The sequence below is a fragment of the Pseudomonas putida genome, from assembly GCF_001636055.1.
GTDB lineage: Bacteria > Pseudomonadota > Gammaproteobacteria > Pseudomonadales > Pseudomonadaceae > Aquipseudomonas > Aquipseudomonas machongensis.
Genome location: NZ_CP011789.1, coordinates 4,490,640 through 4,506,400, shown reverse-complemented (window position 1 = coordinate 4,506,400; position 15,761 = coordinate 4,490,640). Strand labels below are relative to the sequence as shown.

17 protein-coding genes are annotated in these 15,761 nt (G+C 64.3%); 15 read left to right on the top strand and 2 right to left on the bottom strand.

Going from position 1 to position 15,761, the window contains the following annotated elements:
* Position 1 precedes the first annotated feature (1 nt).
* The 13 genes from flhF to AB688_RS20120 all read left to right on the top strand — a co-directional run bounded on the left by flhF (position 2) and on the right by AB688_RS20120 (position 11,966).
* Positions 2-1,312, top strand: coding sequence for a flagellar biosynthesis protein FlhF (gene flhF / locus AB688_RS20180; protein WP_063545675.1), 1,311 nt, complete (start codon positions 2-4; stop codon positions 1,310-1,312).
* Between the two features lie 75 nt (positions 1,313-1,387).
* Positions 1,388-2,221, top strand: coding sequence for a flagellar synthesis regulator FleN (fleN, locus tag AB688_RS20175; protein WP_016393812.1), 834 nt, complete (start codon positions 1,388-1,390; stop codon positions 2,219-2,221).
* Positions 2,218-2,958, top strand: a complete 741-nt coding sequence (fliA, locus tag AB688_RS20170) for an RNA polymerase sigma factor FliA (RefSeq protein WP_054895561.1) — start codon at positions 2,218-2,220, stop codon at positions 2,956-2,958. The genes fleN and fliA overlap by 4 nt, the downstream gene beginning before the upstream one ends.
* 104 nt (positions 2,959-3,062) lie before the next feature.
* On the top strand, positions 3,063-3,437 hold the full coding sequence (locus AB688_RS20165) for a chemotaxis response regulator CheY (protein ID WP_104881405.1): 375 nt from the start codon (positions 3,063-3,065) through the stop codon (positions 3,435-3,437).
* Positions 3,438-3,455: 18 nt separating this feature from the next.
* The gene (locus AB688_RS20160; protein WP_054895562.1) at positions 3,456-4,244 is read left to right on the top strand and encodes a protein phosphatase CheZ; all 789 of its coding nucleotides are present in this window, start codon (positions 3,456-3,458) and stop codon (positions 4,242-4,244) included.
* A gap of 12 nt (positions 4,245-4,256) precedes the next feature.
* On the top strand, positions 4,257-6,476 hold the full coding sequence (locus AB688_RS20155) for a chemotaxis protein CheA (RefSeq protein ID WP_063545674.1): 2,220 nt from the start codon (positions 4,257-4,259) through the stop codon (positions 6,474-6,476).
* A gap of 45 nt (positions 6,477-6,521) precedes the next feature.
* The gene (locus AB688_RS20150; RefSeq protein WP_054895564.1) at positions 6,522-7,652 is read left to right on the top strand and encodes a protein-glutamate methylesterase/protein-glutamine glutaminase; all 1,131 of its coding nucleotides are present in this window, start codon (positions 6,522-6,524) and stop codon (positions 7,650-7,652) included.
* Positions 7,652-8,392, top strand: coding sequence for a flagellar motor protein (locus AB688_RS20145; RefSeq protein ID WP_054895565.1), 741 nt, complete (start codon positions 7,652-7,654; stop codon positions 8,390-8,392). The genes AB688_RS20150 and AB688_RS20145 overlap by 1 nt, the downstream gene beginning before the upstream one ends.
* 3 nt (positions 8,393-8,395) lie before the next feature.
* Positions 8,396-9,283 carry a flagellar motor protein MotD gene (gene motD / locus AB688_RS20140; RefSeq protein WP_063545673.1) on the top strand — a complete coding sequence of 296 codons (888 nt, stop codon included), beginning with the start codon at positions 8,396-8,398 and terminating at the stop codon, positions 9,281-9,283.
* A 50-nt stretch (positions 9,284-9,333) separates the two neighbouring features.
* Positions 9,334-10,122, top strand: a complete 789-nt coding sequence (locus AB688_RS20135) for a ParA family protein (RefSeq protein WP_054895567.1) — start codon at positions 9,334-9,336, stop codon at positions 10,120-10,122.
* On the top strand, positions 10,122-11,021 hold the full coding sequence (locus tag AB688_RS20130; protein ID WP_063545672.1) for a CheW domain-containing protein: 900 nt from the start codon (positions 10,122-10,124) through the stop codon (positions 11,019-11,021). Before AB688_RS20135 ends, AB688_RS20130 begins: the two co-directional genes overlap by 1 nt.
* Before the next feature lie 68 nt (positions 11,022-11,089).
* Positions 11,090-11,569, top strand: a complete 480-nt coding sequence (locus tag AB688_RS20125) for a chemotaxis protein CheW (RefSeq protein ID WP_016393802.1) — start codon at positions 11,090-11,092, stop codon at positions 11,567-11,569.
* A 1-nt stretch (position 11,570) separates the two neighbouring features.
* Positions 11,571-11,966, top strand: a complete 396-nt coding sequence (locus AB688_RS20120) for a DUF2802 domain-containing protein (protein WP_054895569.1) — start codon at positions 11,571-11,573, stop codon at positions 11,964-11,966.
* Positions 11,967-12,283: 317 nt separating this feature from the next.
* Here AB688_RS20120 and AB688_RS20115 read toward each other — a convergent pair whose 3' ends face one another.
* Positions 12,284-12,610 carry an EscU/YscU/HrcU family type III secretion system export apparatus switch protein gene (locus AB688_RS20115; protein ID WP_054895570.1) on the bottom strand — a complete coding sequence of 109 codons (327 nt, stop codon included), beginning with the start codon at positions 12,608-12,610 and terminating at the stop codon, positions 12,284-12,286.
* Positions 12,607-14,175, bottom strand: coding sequence for a flagellar hook-length control protein FliK (locus AB688_RS20110; protein WP_063545671.1), 1,569 nt, complete (start codon positions 14,173-14,175; stop codon positions 12,607-12,609). The genes AB688_RS20115 and AB688_RS20110 overlap by 4 nt, the downstream gene beginning before the upstream one ends.
* 246 nt (positions 14,176-14,421) lie before the next feature.
* Between AB688_RS20110 and ccmA the strand changes: the two genes are divergently transcribed.
* The gene (gene ccmA / locus AB688_RS20105; RefSeq protein ID WP_063545670.1) at positions 14,422-15,054 is read left to right on the top strand and encodes a cytochrome c biogenesis heme-transporting ATPase CcmA; all 633 of its coding nucleotides are present in this window, start codon (positions 14,422-14,424) and stop codon (positions 15,052-15,054) included.
* Positions 15,051-15,719 carry a heme exporter protein CcmB gene (gene ccmB, locus AB688_RS20100; protein WP_063545669.1) on the top strand — a complete coding sequence of 223 codons (669 nt, stop codon included), beginning with the start codon at positions 15,051-15,053 and terminating at the stop codon, positions 15,717-15,719. The genes ccmA and ccmB overlap by 4 nt, the downstream gene beginning before the upstream one ends.
* The last annotated feature ends 42 nt before the right edge of the window (positions 15,720-15,761 follow it).

Below are 15,761 nucleotides of genomic sequence, written 5' to 3'. Positions count from 1 at the left end.
TATGCAAGTTAAGCGTTTTTTCGCCGCCGATATGCGTCAGGCCATGAAGCTGGTCCGTGATGAGCTTGGCGCCGATGCCGCAATCATCGGCAACCGGCGTATCGCCGGCGGTGTCGAACTGACGGCCGCGCTGGACTACAAGCTGTCCGCCCTGGCCCCACGCGTGCCGAATGTCGAGCTCGAGGACGAGCTGCGCAAGACCCATTCGCGCATCGCCACCGCCCAGGCCGAGCTGGATGGGCGTGGTGACGCCGAACTCGGCAACCGGCAATTGTTTGCCGGCCTGTCGCTGACCGCGTCCGAGCCGCTGGTCGAGCCGCATGTGGATGTTCCGGCGCCTGCGCCGGCCCCTGCGGCCCCGACGGTCGACAAGCGCGTCTTCGACGCTATGCGTTCGGAGCTTTCGGGCTTGCGCGAGCTGCTCGAAGTGCAGCTTGGCTCGCTTGCCTGGGGCCAATTGCAGGGCAACAAGCCGCAGCAGGCCAACCTCTGGCGTCGCTTGCAGCGCCTGGGCCTGTCTGGCCCGATCGCTCGTGATCTGCTTGAGCGGGCCGGTGAGATCGAAGACCCGCGTCAGGCTTGGCGCATGGTCCTGGCACACCTGGCGCGCCTGATCGAGGTGCCTGAGGTAGAGCCGATCGAGGAGGGCGGGGTCATCGCCATGGTCGGCCCGGCCGGCATGGGCAAGACCACCACCCTGGCCAAGCTCGCCGCGCGCTATGTGCTCAAGTACGGCTCGCAGCAGCTGGCGCTGGTGAGCATGGACAGCTACCGCATCGGTGCCCAGGAGCAGCTCAAGACCCTCGGGCGCATCCTCAATGTGCCGGTGACCTATGTCGATCCGGGCCAGTCGCTGGCCCAGGCCCTGGAACCACTGCTGCGCAAGCGCGTGGTGCTGATCGACACCGCCGGTCTTCAGGCCAGCGATCCGGCGCTGCGCATGCAGCTCGAATCGCTCGCCAGCCGCGGCATCGCCGCCAAGAACTACCTGGTACTGGCCACCACCAGCCAGAAACAGGTGCTGACCGCCGCCTATCACAGCTACAAGCGCTGTGGCCTGGCCGGTTGCATCCTGACCAAGCTCGATGAAACGGGCAGCCTCGGCGAAGTGCTGAGCCTGGCCATCAGTCACGAACTGCCCGTGGCCTATCTCACCGATGGTCCGCGCATTCCTGACGACCTGCAGTTGCCGCGCAAGCATCAGTTGGTGAGCCGCGCGGTCAGCGTGCAGTTGCAGGAAGAGCCCAGCGAAGAGGCCATGGCCGACATGTTCGCTGATCTCTACCACAATCCCGATAAGCGCGCGGGTTGAAGATGAACGGCGCAGGGGGTCGACAGCGGCCCTTCAAGTGGGCAGGTCCCACGCGAGACAAGGTAAAGAACAGACATGGGTAGCATGCATCCCGTACAGGTGATCGCCGTCACCGGTGGCAAAGGTGGCGTCGGCAAGACCAACGTTTCAGTGAACCTGTCCCTGGCGCTGGCTGAACTCGGCCGCCGGGTCATGCTGCTGGACGCCGACCTGGGTCTGGCCAACGTCGACGTGCTGCTGGGGTTGACCCCCAAACGTACCCTGGCCGACGTCATCGAAGGACGCTGCGAGCTGCGCGACGTGCTGTTGCAGGGGCCGGGCGGCGTGCGCATCGTGCCGGCGGCCTCGGGTACCCAGAGCATGGTGCACCTGGCGCCAGCCCAGCATGCCGGGCTGATCCAGGCGTTCAGCGAGATCGGCGACAACCTCGATGTATTGGTGATCGACACCGCTGCAGGTATCGGTGACTCGGTGGTCAGTTTCGTTCGCGCGGCGCAGGAAGTGTTGCTGGTGGTGTGCGACGAGCCCACCTCGATCACCGACGCCTACGCCCTGATCAAGCTGCTCAACCGCGATTACGGCATGAATCGTTTCCGCGTCCTGGCCAACATGGCGCAGAGCCCGCAGGAAGGACGCAACCTGTTCGCCAAGCTGACCAAGGTCACCGACCGTTTCCTCGACGTGGCCTTGCAGTACGTGGGCGCCGTGCCCTACGACGAATGCGTGCGCAAGGCGGTGCAGAAGCAGCGCGCCGTGTACGAGGCCTTCCCGCGCTCCAAATGCGCCCTGGCGTTCAAGGCCATTGCGCAGAAGGTCGACAGCTGGCCGCTGCCGGCCAACCCGCGCGGGCACCTGGAGTTCTTCGTCGAGCGCCTGGTACAGCCCACCAGTGCGGGGCCGGTGCTATGAGTGCGAGCGGATTCAAGATGTACAGCAAGGCGTCCAAGGACGCTCAGTACGAGCTGGTCGAGCGCTATGCCCCGCTGGTCAAGCGGATTGCCTATCACCTGTTGGCACGCCTGCCGGCCAACGTGCAGGTCGAGGACCTGATCCAGGCCGGCATGATCGGCCTGCTGGAAGTGGCCAACAAGTACGACGCCAGCAAGGGTGCGAGCTTCGAGACCTATGCCGGCATCCGCATCCGTGGCGCCATGCTCGACGAGGTGCGCAAGGGTGATTGGGCGCCGCGTTCGGTGCACCGCAACACGCGCATGGTCAGTGACGCGATTCGCGCCGTCGAAGCAAGAACCGGTCGTGACGCTAAAGATCACGAGGTTGCTGCCGAACTCCAATTGGGTCTCGACGATTATTACGGGATTCTGAACGATACCTTGGGCAGCCGCCTGTTCAGTTTCGACGACCTGCTGCAGGACGGCGAACACGAAGGGCTTCACGAGGACGGTGTCAGCGGCCAGGTCGAGCCGTCGCGTGACCTGGAAGACGAACGCTTCCAGGCTGCACTGACCGACGCGATCGCCAACCTGCCGGAGCGCGAGCGCCTGGTCCTGGCGCTGTACTACGACGAAGAGTTGAACCTCAAGGAAATCGGGGAAGTGCTGGGGGTCAGCGAATCGCGTGTCAGCCAGTTGCACAGCCAGTGCGCGGCGCGTCTGCGCAGTCGGTTGGGTGAATGGCGAGCGCGGTGAACCCGGGTTCGATGCAGTCGTTTTACGTGGTGCCGAATTGATTGAGCGCGCGCTTGTGAGACGAGCGCGTTTAAGACTGCTTGGAGGTCTAATTGAACAAAGATATGAAAATCCTCATCGTTGACGACTTCTCGACGATGCGGCGGATCATCAAGAACCTGTTGCGTGATCTGGGCTTCACCAACACCGACGAAGCCGACGATGGCACCACGGCTCTGCCGATGCTCGAAAGCGGTCACTACGACTTCCTGGTGACCGACTGGAACATGCCTGGCATGTCCGGCATCGACCTGCTGCGCAAGGTGCGCGCCCACGACCGTCTCAAGGGCATGCCGGTGCTGATGGTGACCGCCGAGGCCAAGCGCGACCAGATCATCGAAGCGGCCCAGGCCGGGGTCAACGGCTATGTGGTCAAGCCTTTCACCGCGCAGGTACTCAAAGAAAAGATCGAAAAGATCTTCGAACGCGTCAACGGCTGAGCCATGTCTGGGGGCGCTATGGAATCAAGAAACGATTCTCTGGGGGAGTTCGAGTCGACCCTGAAGAAGCACGCCGAGCAACTGGTGCAAAGCCTGGAACGCGGCCAGTTCGGCGAGGCGGTGCAGCTGATCCACCAGCTCAACCAGACCCGCGACCGCGGCCTTTATCAGGAAGTGGGCAAGCTCACTCGCGAGCTGCACAGCGCTATCGTCAGTTTCCAGATCGATCCGCGCATGCCGCAGGCCGAGGAAGTGTCGCAGATCACCGACGCCACCGAACGGCTGTCCTACGTGGTCCGGCTGACCGAGAACGCGGCCAATCGCACCATGGACCTGGTCGAGCAAAGCACGCCTGTGCTCAACGATCTGGCATCCGAAGCCCAGAATCTGTCTGCCGACTGGCAGCGCTTCATGCGCCGCGAGGTGGCAGCGCCTGAATTTCGTGAGTTGGTCAAGCGCGTCGACAGTTTCCTGACGCACAGCGCCGAAGGTAACCGCAAGGTGGCCGGCCATCTCAACGATATTCTCCTGGCTCAGGACTATCAGGACCTGACCGGGCAGGTGATCAAGCGGGTGACCGCGCTGGTCACCGAAGTCGAAAGCAATCTGCTCAAGCTCGTGTTGATGGCAAGTCAAGTCGACCGCTTTGCCGGCATCGAACATGACCACGATCAATTGCGCGCTGAAAAAGATGAAGAAAAACATCCAACTCGGGGTGAAGGTCCGCAGATTCATGCCGATAAGCGTGAAGACGTCGTGTCCGGTCAGGACGATGTCGACGATCTGCTGTCCAGCCTGGGTTTTTAGGGAGCACGTTTAATGAGCTTCGGCGCCGATGAAGAAATCCTTCAGGATTTCCTGGTAGAAGCCGGCGAAATCCTCGAGCAACTGTCCGAGCAACTGGTCGAGCTGGAAAGCCGACCTGATGATGCGGACCTGCTCAATGCGATCTTTCGCGGTTTTCACACTGTAAAAGGGGGCGCCGGCTTCCTTCAGCTCAATGAGCTGGTGGAGTGCTGCCACATTGCCGAGAACGTCTTCGACATCCTGCGCAAGGGAGAGCGCCGGGTCGATGCCGAACTGATGGATGTGGTGCTCGAAGCGCTCGACACGGTCAACAGCATGTTTGGCCAGGTTCGCGAGCGCAGCGACATCACCCCGGCCACGCCAGAGCTGCTCGCCGCGCTGTCGCGCCTGGCCGAACCGGCCAGCGCCGATGCCGTGGCACCGGTTGCCGTGGCGGCGGTCGTCGAGGCCCCGGCTGCCGAGGCGGACATCACCGATACCGAGTTCGAGCAACTGCTTGACTCCCTCGACGCGGTCAAGGCCCAGGCCGAGGCGGCCGAGCAGTCGCAGGGCGAAGCCGTTTCCGGCAGTGCCGACGAGATCACCGACGCCGAGTTCGAGTCGCTGCTCGACCAACTGCATGGCAAGGGTCAGTTCTCGCCGGAAGTCGCGGCGAGCGAACCGGAGGCTGCAGTCGCGACGCCGGCCGGTGACGAGATCACCGACGAAGAGTTCGAGGCGCTGCTCGATCAGTTGCATGGCAAGGGCGCTTTTGCCGCCGATGCACTGCCGAGCGTCGAAGCCACCGCCTCTGCGCCAGCGGCCGAACCTGTCGGCGATCACATCACCGACAACGAGTTCGAGGCCCTGCTGGACCAACTGCATGGCAAGGGCAAGTTCAGTGGCGATGCCGTCGCGGCTGAAGCGCCAGCCGTTGCCGTGGCTGCCGCGCCTGCTGCCAAGGCCGAAAGCAAGCCTGTCGCCAAGCCGGCGCCTGCCCCCGCCGCGGCTGCCAAGCCGGCCGCTGCTCCGGCACCGGCACGCGCTGCAGCGCCGGCTGCCGACAAGCATGGCGCCAGCGAAGCGGAAACCACGGTGCGGGTCGATACTGCGCGCCTGGATGAAATCATGAACATGGTCGGCGAACTGGTGCTGGTGCGTAACCGCCTGGTGCGCCTGGGCCTGAATAGCGGCGACGAGGCCATGTCCAAGGCCGTGTCCAACCTCGACGTGGTCACTGCCGACCTGCAGACCGCGGTCATGAAGACCCGCATGCAGCCGATCAAGAAGGTCTTCGGCCGCTTCCCGCGCCTGGTACGCGACTTGGCCCGCCAGCTCAAGAAAGAGATCAACCTGGAGCTGGTCGGCGAAGAGACCGACCTGGACAAGAACCTGGTCGAGGCCCTGGCCGACCCGCTGGTGCACTTGGTGCGCAACGCGGTCGACCATGGCGTCGAGACCCCCGAGGAACGCGAGGCCTCCGGCAAGGCGCGTACCGGTCGGGTGGTGCTGTCGGCCGAGCAGGAGGGTGACCATATCCTGCTGTCGATCTCCGACGACGGCAAAGGCATGGACCCGAACGTCCTGCGCGCCAAAGCGGTCGAGAAGGGCCTGATGGACAAGGATGCAGCCGACCGCCTGAGCGAGTCGGATTGCTACAACCTGATCTTCGCCCCGGGCTTCTCGACCAAGACCGAGATCTCCGACGTGTCCGGCCGCGGTGTGGGCATGGATGTGGTGAAGACCAAGATTTCCCAGCTCAATGGCTCGATCAACATCTTCTCGGCCAAGGGCCAGGGCTCTAAGATCGTCATCAAGGTGCCGCTGACGCTGGCAATCATGCCGACGCTGATGGTGATGCTGGCCAACCAGGCGTTCGCCTTCCCGCTGGTCAACGTCAACGAGATCTTCCATCTCGACCTGTCGCGCACCAACGTGGTCGATGGCCAGGAAGTGGTGATCGTGCGCGACAAGGCGCTGCCGCTGTTCTACCTCAAGCGCTGGCTGGTCCAGGACCAGCAGCACGAGGAGCAGCTCGAAGGGCATGTGGTGATCCTGTCGGTCGGTACTCAGCGCATCGGCTTCGTGGTCGACCAGTTGGTGGGCCAGGAAGAGGTGGTGATCAAGCCGCTGGGCAAGATGCTGCAGGGCACCCCGGGCATGTCCGGCGCCACCATCACCGGTGACGGTCGTATCGCGCTGATCCTCGACGTCCCGAGCATGCTCAAGCGTTACGCCGCCCGGCGTATTTGATTTCGGCGGCGCGACCTGGCGGTTGCGCCGCCTAACGGAGTGTTTATGGCAGTCAAGGTCCTGGTGGTGGATGATTCCGGTTTCTTCCGCCGCCGTGTCTCGGAAATCCTCTCGGCGGACCCGACCATCCAGGTGGTCGGCACCGCGACCAACGGCAAGGAAGCGATCGATCAGGCGCTGGCGCTCAAGCCTGACGTGATCACCATGGACTACGAGATGCCGATGATGGACGGCATTACCGCCGTGCGGCACATCATGCAGCGCTGCCCGACACCGGTCCTGATGTTCTCTTCGCTCACCCACGAAGGTGCGCGTGTCACCCTCGATGCGCTGGACGCAGGGGCGGTCGACTACCTGCCGAAGAACTTCGAGGATATTTCGCGCAACCCCGAGAAGGTCAAGCAGATGCTGTGCGAGAAGGTCCATACCATCTCGCGCAGCAATCGCCGTTTCAGCAGCTTCGCCAGCCACGCGCCAAGCCCGGTTGCCAGCGCTGCGTCGAGCACCAGCCACGCCCCGGCCAGCACCTTGGGCAGCGCTGCACCGACACGCCCTGCGGCGCCGGTACGCAGCGTTGCGCCTGCCGCCAGCCATTCGCCGGCGCCCAAGCGCAAGCCCTACAAGCTGGTGGCCATCGGCACCTCCACAGGCGGCCCGGTGGCCCTGCAGCGGGTGCTGACGCAACTGCCCGCCAACTTCCCGGCCCCCATCGTGCTGATTCAGCACATGCCTGCGGCGTTCACCAAGGCCTTTGCCGAGCGCCTCGACAAGCTGTGCAAGATCAGCGTCAAGGAGGCCGAGGACGGTGATGTGCTGCGTCCAGGCCTTGCGCTGCTGGCCCCGGGAGGCAAGCAGATGATGGTCGATGGCCGTGGCACGGTGAAGATCCTGCCGGGTGACGAACGCCTGAACTACAAACCCTGCGTGGACATCACCTTCGGCTCGGCGGCCAAGACCTACGGTGACAAGGTGCTGTCGGTCGTGCTGACCGGCATGGGTGCCGACGGACGCGAAGGTGCTCGCCTGCTCAAGCAGGGCGGCAGCACCGTATGGGCCCAGGACGAGGCAAGCTGCGTGATCTACGGCATGCCCATGGCGATCGTCAAAGCCAACCTGGCCGACGCCGTGTACAGCCTGGACGAGATCGGCAAGCACCTGGTAGAGGCCTGTGTCTGATGGATGTTCTTAGCCTTATCGGCCTGATCCTGGCGTTCGTCGCCATCGTCGGCGGCAACTTCCTCGAAGGCGGACACGTCGGTGCGCTGCTCAACGGCCCTGCCGGGCTGATCGTCATCGGCGGCACCCTGGCCGCGGCGCTGCTGCAGTCGCCGCTGTCGGCGTTCAAGCGTGCGTTGCAGATCCTGCGCTGGATTTTCTTCCCGCCTCGGGTCGACCTGGCTGGCGGCATCGATCGTGTCGTCAACTGGAGCCTGACTGCGCGCAAGGAAGGCCTGCTGGGGCTGGAGGGCGTCGCCGATGCCGAACCGGACCCATACGCACGCAAAGGTTTGCAGTTGCTGGTCGACGGCGCGGAGCCTGAGTCGATCCGCAGCATTCTCGAGGTCGACTTCCTCACCCAGGAGAGCCGTGACATCCAGGCTGCCAAGGTCTTCGAGAGCATGGGCGGCTACGCGCCGACCATCGGTATCATCGGTGCGGTGATGGGCTTGATCCATGTGATGGGCAACCTGGCCGATCCGTCGCAACTGGGTAACGGCATCGCCGTGGCCTTCGTCGCCACCATCTATGGTGTGGCCAGTGCCAACCTGATCCTGCTGCCGGTGGCCAACAAGCTCAAGGCCATCGTCATGCGCCAGTCGCGTTACCGCGAGATGCTGCTCGAGGGGCTGCTGTCGATCGCCGAAGGCGAGAACCCACGCTCGATCGAGCTGAAGCTGCAAGGCTTCATGGAGTAAGCCATGCGTCGTCGTCGCCATACCGAGGAGCATGAGAACCACGAGCGCTGGCTGGTCTCGTACGCCGACTTCATCACCTTGCTGTTCGCCTTTTTCGTGGTGATGTATTCGATTTCCTCGATCAACGAGGGCAAGTACAAGGTCATTTCCCAGGCGCTGATCGGAGTGTTCAACGACCCCGAGCGCAGCCTCAAGCCGATCCCGATCGGCGATGAGCGCCCGCTGACGATCAAGCCGGCAGAACCCCTGATCAAGGACAGTGACCAGGTCGATGCAGGCCTGGGACAGACCAGCGTCGACCCGCTCAAGACCATCACCGACCAGGTGGCCGATGCCTTCGGCGACTTGATCAAGTCGAACCAGATGACCGTGCTTGGCAATGAGCTGTGGGTGGAGATCGAACTCAACTCGGCATTGTTGTTCGGCAGCGGCGATGCCATGCCAAGCGACATCGCCTTCGAGATCATCGAGAAGGTGGCCCGGATCCTCAAGCCGTTCGCCAACCCGGTGCATGTCGAAGGCTTCACCGACAATCTGCCGATCCGCACTGCCCAGTACCCGACCAACTGGGAGTTGTCGTCGGCGCGCGCGGCGAGCATCGTGCGCTTGCTGGCAATGGAAGGGGTGAGCCCGGCGCGCATGGCCTCGGTGGGTTACGGCGAGTATCAACCGGTCGCCAGCAACGATACCGCCGATGGCCGGGCGCGCAATCGTCGCGTGGTGCTGGTGATTTCGCGCAATCTCGAAGTGCGCCGCAGCCTGACGGGCTCCGGCAGCGCCAACGCCACCCCGGACGCAGCGTTGCGCCGTGCTGGCACACAAAGTGCACCAGCTACGCCAGCCACGACGGTCGGGAGCAATCCCGTCAAATCTCCGTCACCGAATCTATAGAACCGTTCCCGGCGGGACATTTCGCCCATGCTGGGAGGAAGCAACGCACGATGAGAGTCTGGGCAGTAGCCAATCAAAAAGGTGGCGTCGGCAAGACCACCACCACCATCGCCCTGGCCGGCCTGCTGGCCGAGGCGGGCAAGCGCGTGGTCGTCGTCGACCTCGACCCGCACGGCTCGATGACCAGCTATTTCGGGCACAATCCCGACGCCCTGGAGCACAGCTGCTACGACCTGTTCCTGCACAAGGGCGTGGTGCCCGAAGGGCTGCCGGGGCAGTTGCTGCTGCCGACCAGCCATGAGCGTATCTCGTTGCTGCCCTCGAGCACTGCACTGGCGGTGCTGGAGCGCCAGTCGCCGGGCCAGAATGGCCTGGGCCTGGTAATCGCCAAGAGTCTGGCGCAGCTGTGGCAGGATTTCGACTTTGCCCTGATCGACAGCCCGCCCTTGCTGGGTGTGCTGATGGTCAACGCCCTGGCGGCCAGCCAACAACTGGTGATCCCGGTGCAGACCGAGTTCCTCGCGGTCAAGGGCCTGGAGCGGATGGTCGGCACCCTGGCGATGATCAACCGCTCACGCAAGCAGGCGCTACCCTTCCAGATCGTCCCGACCCTGTTCGACCGCCGTACCCAGGCCTCGCTCGGCACGCTCAAAGTGCTGCGCGACACCTACGGCGAGCAGGTCTGGCAGGGTTACATTCCGGTCGACACGCGCCTGCGCGATGCCAGCCGCAACGGCGTCACGCCCTCGCAGTTCGACGGCAAGAGCCGCGGTGTGATCGCCTACCGGGCGCTGCTCAAGCACCTGCTGACCTACCGCAACGCATTGCAGGTGGCCTGATGAACCGCGCTCCGCAGATCACCAGCAAGCCGCAACTGGCCCTGCAGTCGTACCTCGACGGCCTGCTGCAGGAAGCCACCGAGCCGGTTGAAGTGCCTGAGGCGCCGCTGCCGACAGTGCAGCCACAGGCAGCCGAGCCCAGCGACGAATTCGCCGCTGCGGTTCGTGAAGAACAAGCCCGCGATGCCGTCCGCCAGCCTGAGTCGGTGGTGGCGCTCAAACCCTTTGCCGAGCCTGCGCCCAGGATCCTGCCGACGCTGCTGCCGCCGGTGGAGCCGGTGGTCAGCGTGGTCGAAGAGCAAGTGCTGGCCGAGGCTTCGATTCCGGTGCTGACCCAGACCCAAGCCATAGAGCCGGTCGCCCCGCTGGTCGAAGTCCACCTGCCGTCACCTGCTGCACCGGTGCCGCCGGCTACCGTCGACGGGCGTCCGGCCTGGGCAGCGGAGCCTTTCGAATGCCTGCTGTTCGACGTCGCCGGGCTGACCCTGGCGGTGCCGCTGGTGTGCCTGGGGTCGATCTACAGCCTGGCCGGCCAGGAGCTCACGCCGCTGTTCGGCCAACCGGACTGGTTCCTCGGCATCCTCAGTTGCCAGGCCGGCAACCTGAAGGTGCTGGACACCGCACGCTGGGTCATGCCTGACCGCTACCGCGAGGATTTCCGCCAAGGCTTGCAGTACGTGATTTCCGTGCAGGGCTACGAGTGGGGACTGGCGGTGCATCAGGTCAGCCGCTCGCTGCGCCTGGACCCGGCCGAGATCAAGTGGCGCAGCCAGCGTGGCCAACGCCCGTGGCTGGCAGGCACGGTGATCGAACACATGTGCGCCTTGCTCGACGTCGCCGAGCTGGCCGAGCTGATCGCCAGTGGTGCGGTCAAGCAGCTGAATACCAAACACAACTGACATGGGCGCCGCATCTGCCGCGGCCTCAACGAGCACACCGCCAACGGCGGTACAAGAGGGCTAGGGGAATGAAAAAGTCGTCTGCACAAGGTTCCGAAGATCCGATCCTGCAGTGGGTCACCTTCCGTCTGGACAACGAGTCCTACGGCATCAACGTCATGCAGGTGCAGGAAGTCCTGCGCTATACCGAAATCGCTCCAGTGCCGGGTGCGCCGAGCTATGTGCTCGGTATCATCAACCTGCGCGGCAACGTGGTCACCGTGATCGACACCCGCCAGCGTTTCGGCCTGATGCCCTCGGACGTCACCGACAACACCCGTATCGTGATCATCGAGGCGGACAAGCAGGTGGTCGGCATCCTGGTCGACAGCGTGGCCGAAGTGGTCTATCTGCGTCAGTCGGAGATCGAGACTGCGCCGAACGTCGGTAACGAAGAGTCGGCCAAGTTCATCCAGGGCGTGTGCAACAAGAACGGCGAGCTGCTGATCCTGGTCGAGCTGGATAAGATGATGACCGAGGAAGAGTGGTCGGAGCTGGAGAACATCTGAGGTGATCTTCGAGGCTGCGGTAATCCTCCTGGCGCTGTTGTGGGCGCTGAGCCTGTGGTTCTTCCTCAACTACAGCAAGCGCCAGCGCGAGCTGGCCAGTCAGCAGGCCCAGGGCGATGCGCTGCGTGACCAGCGCATCAGGGACCTGGCCAAACGCCTGGATGACTACCAGAACGTCACCGTGCGCATGGGGGAAGCCATCCATGAACTGCGCGCGGCGGTCGCGCCGCTGCCTGACAGGCTCCTGCAACTGGAGCAGCGCGACCCCAACAATGTCACCTTCTCCCAGGCGGCCAAGTTGGTGGGGATGGGCGCAAGCGTGTCCGAACTCACTGAAAGCTGCGGGCTGACCCAGGCCGAGGCGGAGTTGATGAGCAAGTTGCATCGGCGCGACTGAGTGTCGAACGGCACTTATTCGAGCTTGTCATCGCGGGTCGCTTTGCGGCCCCGTTTCTCCCCTCATTCCCTCAGCCAGGATTGGCTGCCGCCGACCCGTACCACTGGTGCTGGCGGTAACAGCTCGTCCATCAGCCGTAGTGCCTGTGCCAGGTCAACGAACAGCCATGAGTTGATGCGCTGGATACCACACAGGTTGTTTATCTCGCGCAGCGTATTCAACAGCGGCAGGCCCGGTCATCCGTCTGAGCCGGGCGATATGGCGATAGAAACCGGCTGTTAGATATAGGTGTCCCAGCACCGGATAGCTCAATGGCTCTAAGGCAGCAGCGGGTTGCCAGGGGTGATGTCACGCTCGCCTGGCGCCGAGTCGTCGAAGTTCTCCGGTACCTTGCCGCGCAGTTGCCAGGCGAAGGCAATGATTTCGGCGATAGTCAGGTACAGCGCTTCGGGGATCTGCTCACCCAGCTCCAGGCGTGCCAGCAGGCTCACCAGTTCGGCGTTCTCGTAGATCGGCACTTCGTGTTCGCGGGCCAGGGCGAGGATGGCTTCGGCCAGTTCGTCCTCACCCTTGGCGCTCAGGGTGGGCGCCTGATCACCGTCGTAGCTCAGGGCAATGGCCTGGCGGGGGGCTTTGTTGCTCATGCGGTTTCATCCACCCAGCGTTGTTCCAGTCGTGTGCGCGGGCCTTGTGGCGGGATGCCGGGGTGACATTCCAGATCGCCAACGTCCAGGCCCCGTGCCAGCAGGCGTTCGCGCAGGCTGCCAAGCTGGCTGTCGATCAGTTCGGCGGTTTGCGGGCGCTCGGCCCACAGCTGGCCGCTGAGTCGGCCTTGGGTGAGCTGGGCCTGGACCTGTAGTGGGCCCAGCGGCGGCAGGTCGAAGGCCAGGTCGATGCGCCACAACGACTCGAGCGGATCGCGCTGCTCGCGCTGCGAGTCGGCTTGTTGCCGTGGGGTGTCCTCGCGTTGCAGCTTGGCCTGCAGCGGGATGAACTCCTGGCCGTGACGCAAGGGGATCTCGGTTTGCCAGGTGGTCTGCTGGTTGCCGCTCTCGGTGGTACCGGTCTGCTGCAGGCTGGCCAGTTGATGACTTTGTACCCGCGAAATGGCGGCGGCGGCCAGGCGCAGCAGTTGCTGCAGGTCGCCTTTTTCTTCCAGGCTTTGCAGCAGACGTGAGGGCAGGGGGAAGGTGCCGGGCTGCGGGCGGCTGCTGACTTGGTCGAGCATGCCCAGGGCGCTGCGGGCCATGCCCGGCAGGACCTGGGCCAGGGCGGTGGCGGCCAGCGCCGGATTGAATGTAGGGTTGCCCGGAACGCTCGGCAAGACTTGCGCCACCAGGCGCACCAGTTGCGCCTTGAGGTCTGGAGCCACTCCCGCGCCAAGGCCGCCGAGCAGCTTGGCTTCGAGAAACGCGCCACTGTTGTTCAGCGCCTGGGCGATGCTCTTGGCGTCGCCCAGCTGTGCGGGGGTTGGCAGGCTGGCCAGCAGGCGCGCGGCGGTAGCGCTCAGCTCGCTGTTGCCAGCGGGGGCGCTGGCGATCTGCTGCAAGGCGTTGAGCAAGGTTGGCAGCGACGCCTGGCGGCTGGTTTGGGTCAGCAGTTGCTGGGCGATGGTCAGTTGGTCCTGGCGCCCGCTCAGGGGTACGAAGCGCAGCGACTGGTCGCCTTGCACCAGCGCGCTGAGCAGGCTGCCGACCGCCAACGGACGTGGGCTGTCGATGGTCAGGGTGGCGCCGGCCTGGCTGCTGTTGAGCAGACTCACCAGCGAGCGGAACGCTGTGCTCTGCGCCGCGCCGCCGGGCAGTGCCTGGCTGGTCAGCACCTTGCCTTGCAGCAAGGTGCCGATCGGTATCTTGCCGGTGTCGAGCTGAGTGAGGGTGGCGATGTTGCTGGCGCTGGCCTGTTGGAAAACCACCGCCAGGCGGTTGCTATCGGCTTGGCCGAGCGTGATCTGGCTGCCGGGGGGCAGGGGCTGGTTGGCACTGGCCTGCACCTGGGTCTGGTTGCCGTTGGGCAGGCTCAGGCGCAACAGCATCATGAAGTCCTGGCCTACCTGGCGCAGGTTCAGCACTTCGGCCTGGGCAGTCTGGCCCGGGGGGATCAGGCCGGGTTGCGCTTGACTCAGGCGCAGCAGCTCACCGGTCAGGCTGGCCTTGGCCACCTGCGCTGCGAATGCGCTTTGTGCGCCGAGACTATTGATTTCCGTCATGATTGTATACAACCTGTCGAGCCAGCCCTCTTGGCAGCGGGATGGCACATGTAATAATGCCGGTCGCGTTGCCACTGCCAGTATAACGGCCAGTGGCAGGGCGACTTGAGACAAGGGTGTTGATCTGCGGTGTTTCATTCGCGGGCAAGCCCGCTCCCACAGGATCGCTGCTGCCTCTGTGGGAGCGGGCTTGCCCGCGAAGAAGGCGCATTGCTCGACACGCCATGAACAGCATAAGGCGAAACCGTGACCCTCCACCTCCAAGCCGCGAACCTTGCCTGCGAGCGCGACTGGCGACTGCTCTTCGAGCACCTTGACTTCGAACTGCGCCCCGGCGACATGCTGCAGGTCAGCGGCCCCAATGGCAGCGGCAAGACCAGCCTGCTGCGCCTGTTGGCCGGCCTGATGCAGCCGACGGCAGGGCAGATCCTGCTCGATGGCCGCGCCCTCGGCGAGCAGCGCCATGCTCTGGCCAGTATCCTGCTGTGGATCGGGCATGCTGCCGGGATCAAGGAGTTGCTGACGGCCGAAGAGAACCTTGCCTGGCTCTGCGCCCTGCATCGACCCGCGACCCGCGAGGGCATCTGGACGGCTCTCGAGGCGGTCGGCCTGCGCGGATTCGAGGATGTGCCTTGCCACACCCTCTCGGCCGGCCAGCAGCGCCGCGTCGCCCTGGCCCGCCTGTACCTGGACTGCCCGCCACTGTGGATCCTCGATGAACCGTTCACCGCCCTCGACAAGCAGGGGGTGGCCCAGCTCGAAGCGCACCTGGCCGCGCACTGCGAGCAGGGGGGCACGGTGGTGCTGACCACCCATCACAACCTCGAGCACAGACCGTCCGGCTACCGTGAACTCAACCTGGGGCAGTGGGCGGCATGAGCGTATTCCTTCTGTTGCTGCGCCGCGAAGCGCGCCTGTTGTTCCGTCGCCCGGCGGAGCTGGCCAACCCGCTGGTGTTCTTCGCCATCGTCGTGGCGCTGTTTCCGCTGGCGGTCGGCCCCGAGACGCAATTGTTGCAAACCTTGTCGCCTGGACTGGTCTGGGTCGCGGCCTTGCTCGCGGTATTGCTGTCGTTGGACGGCCTGTTCCGCAGCGATTTCGAGGATGGCTCGCTGGAGCAGTGGGTGCTATCACCGCATCCACTGCCATTGCTGGTGCTGGCCAAGGTTCTGGCGCACTGGACCTTTTCCGGGCTGGCGCTGGTATTGTTGGCGCCACTGCTGGCGCTGATGCTGGGTTTGCCAGTCGCCTGCCTGCCGGTGCTGCTCGGCTCGCTGCTGCTCGGCACTCCGGTGCTGAGCTTGCTGGGGGCGGTGGGCGCGGCGTTGACGGTCGGGCTCAAGCGCGGTGGTTTGCTGCTGGCGTTGCTTATTCTGCCGTTGTATATCCCTGTATTGATCCTGGGCAGTGGTGCGTTGCAGGCGGCGTTGCAGAATATGCCCGCGACCGGACACCTGCTCTGGCTGGCCAGCCTGACCGCCCTGGCCGTGACACTGACACCCTTTGCGATAGCGGCCGGCCTGAAGATCAGCGTCGGCGAATAACGAGTCCCGGGCACCGAAGCCCGGCAAAGACCCTGGATGTAC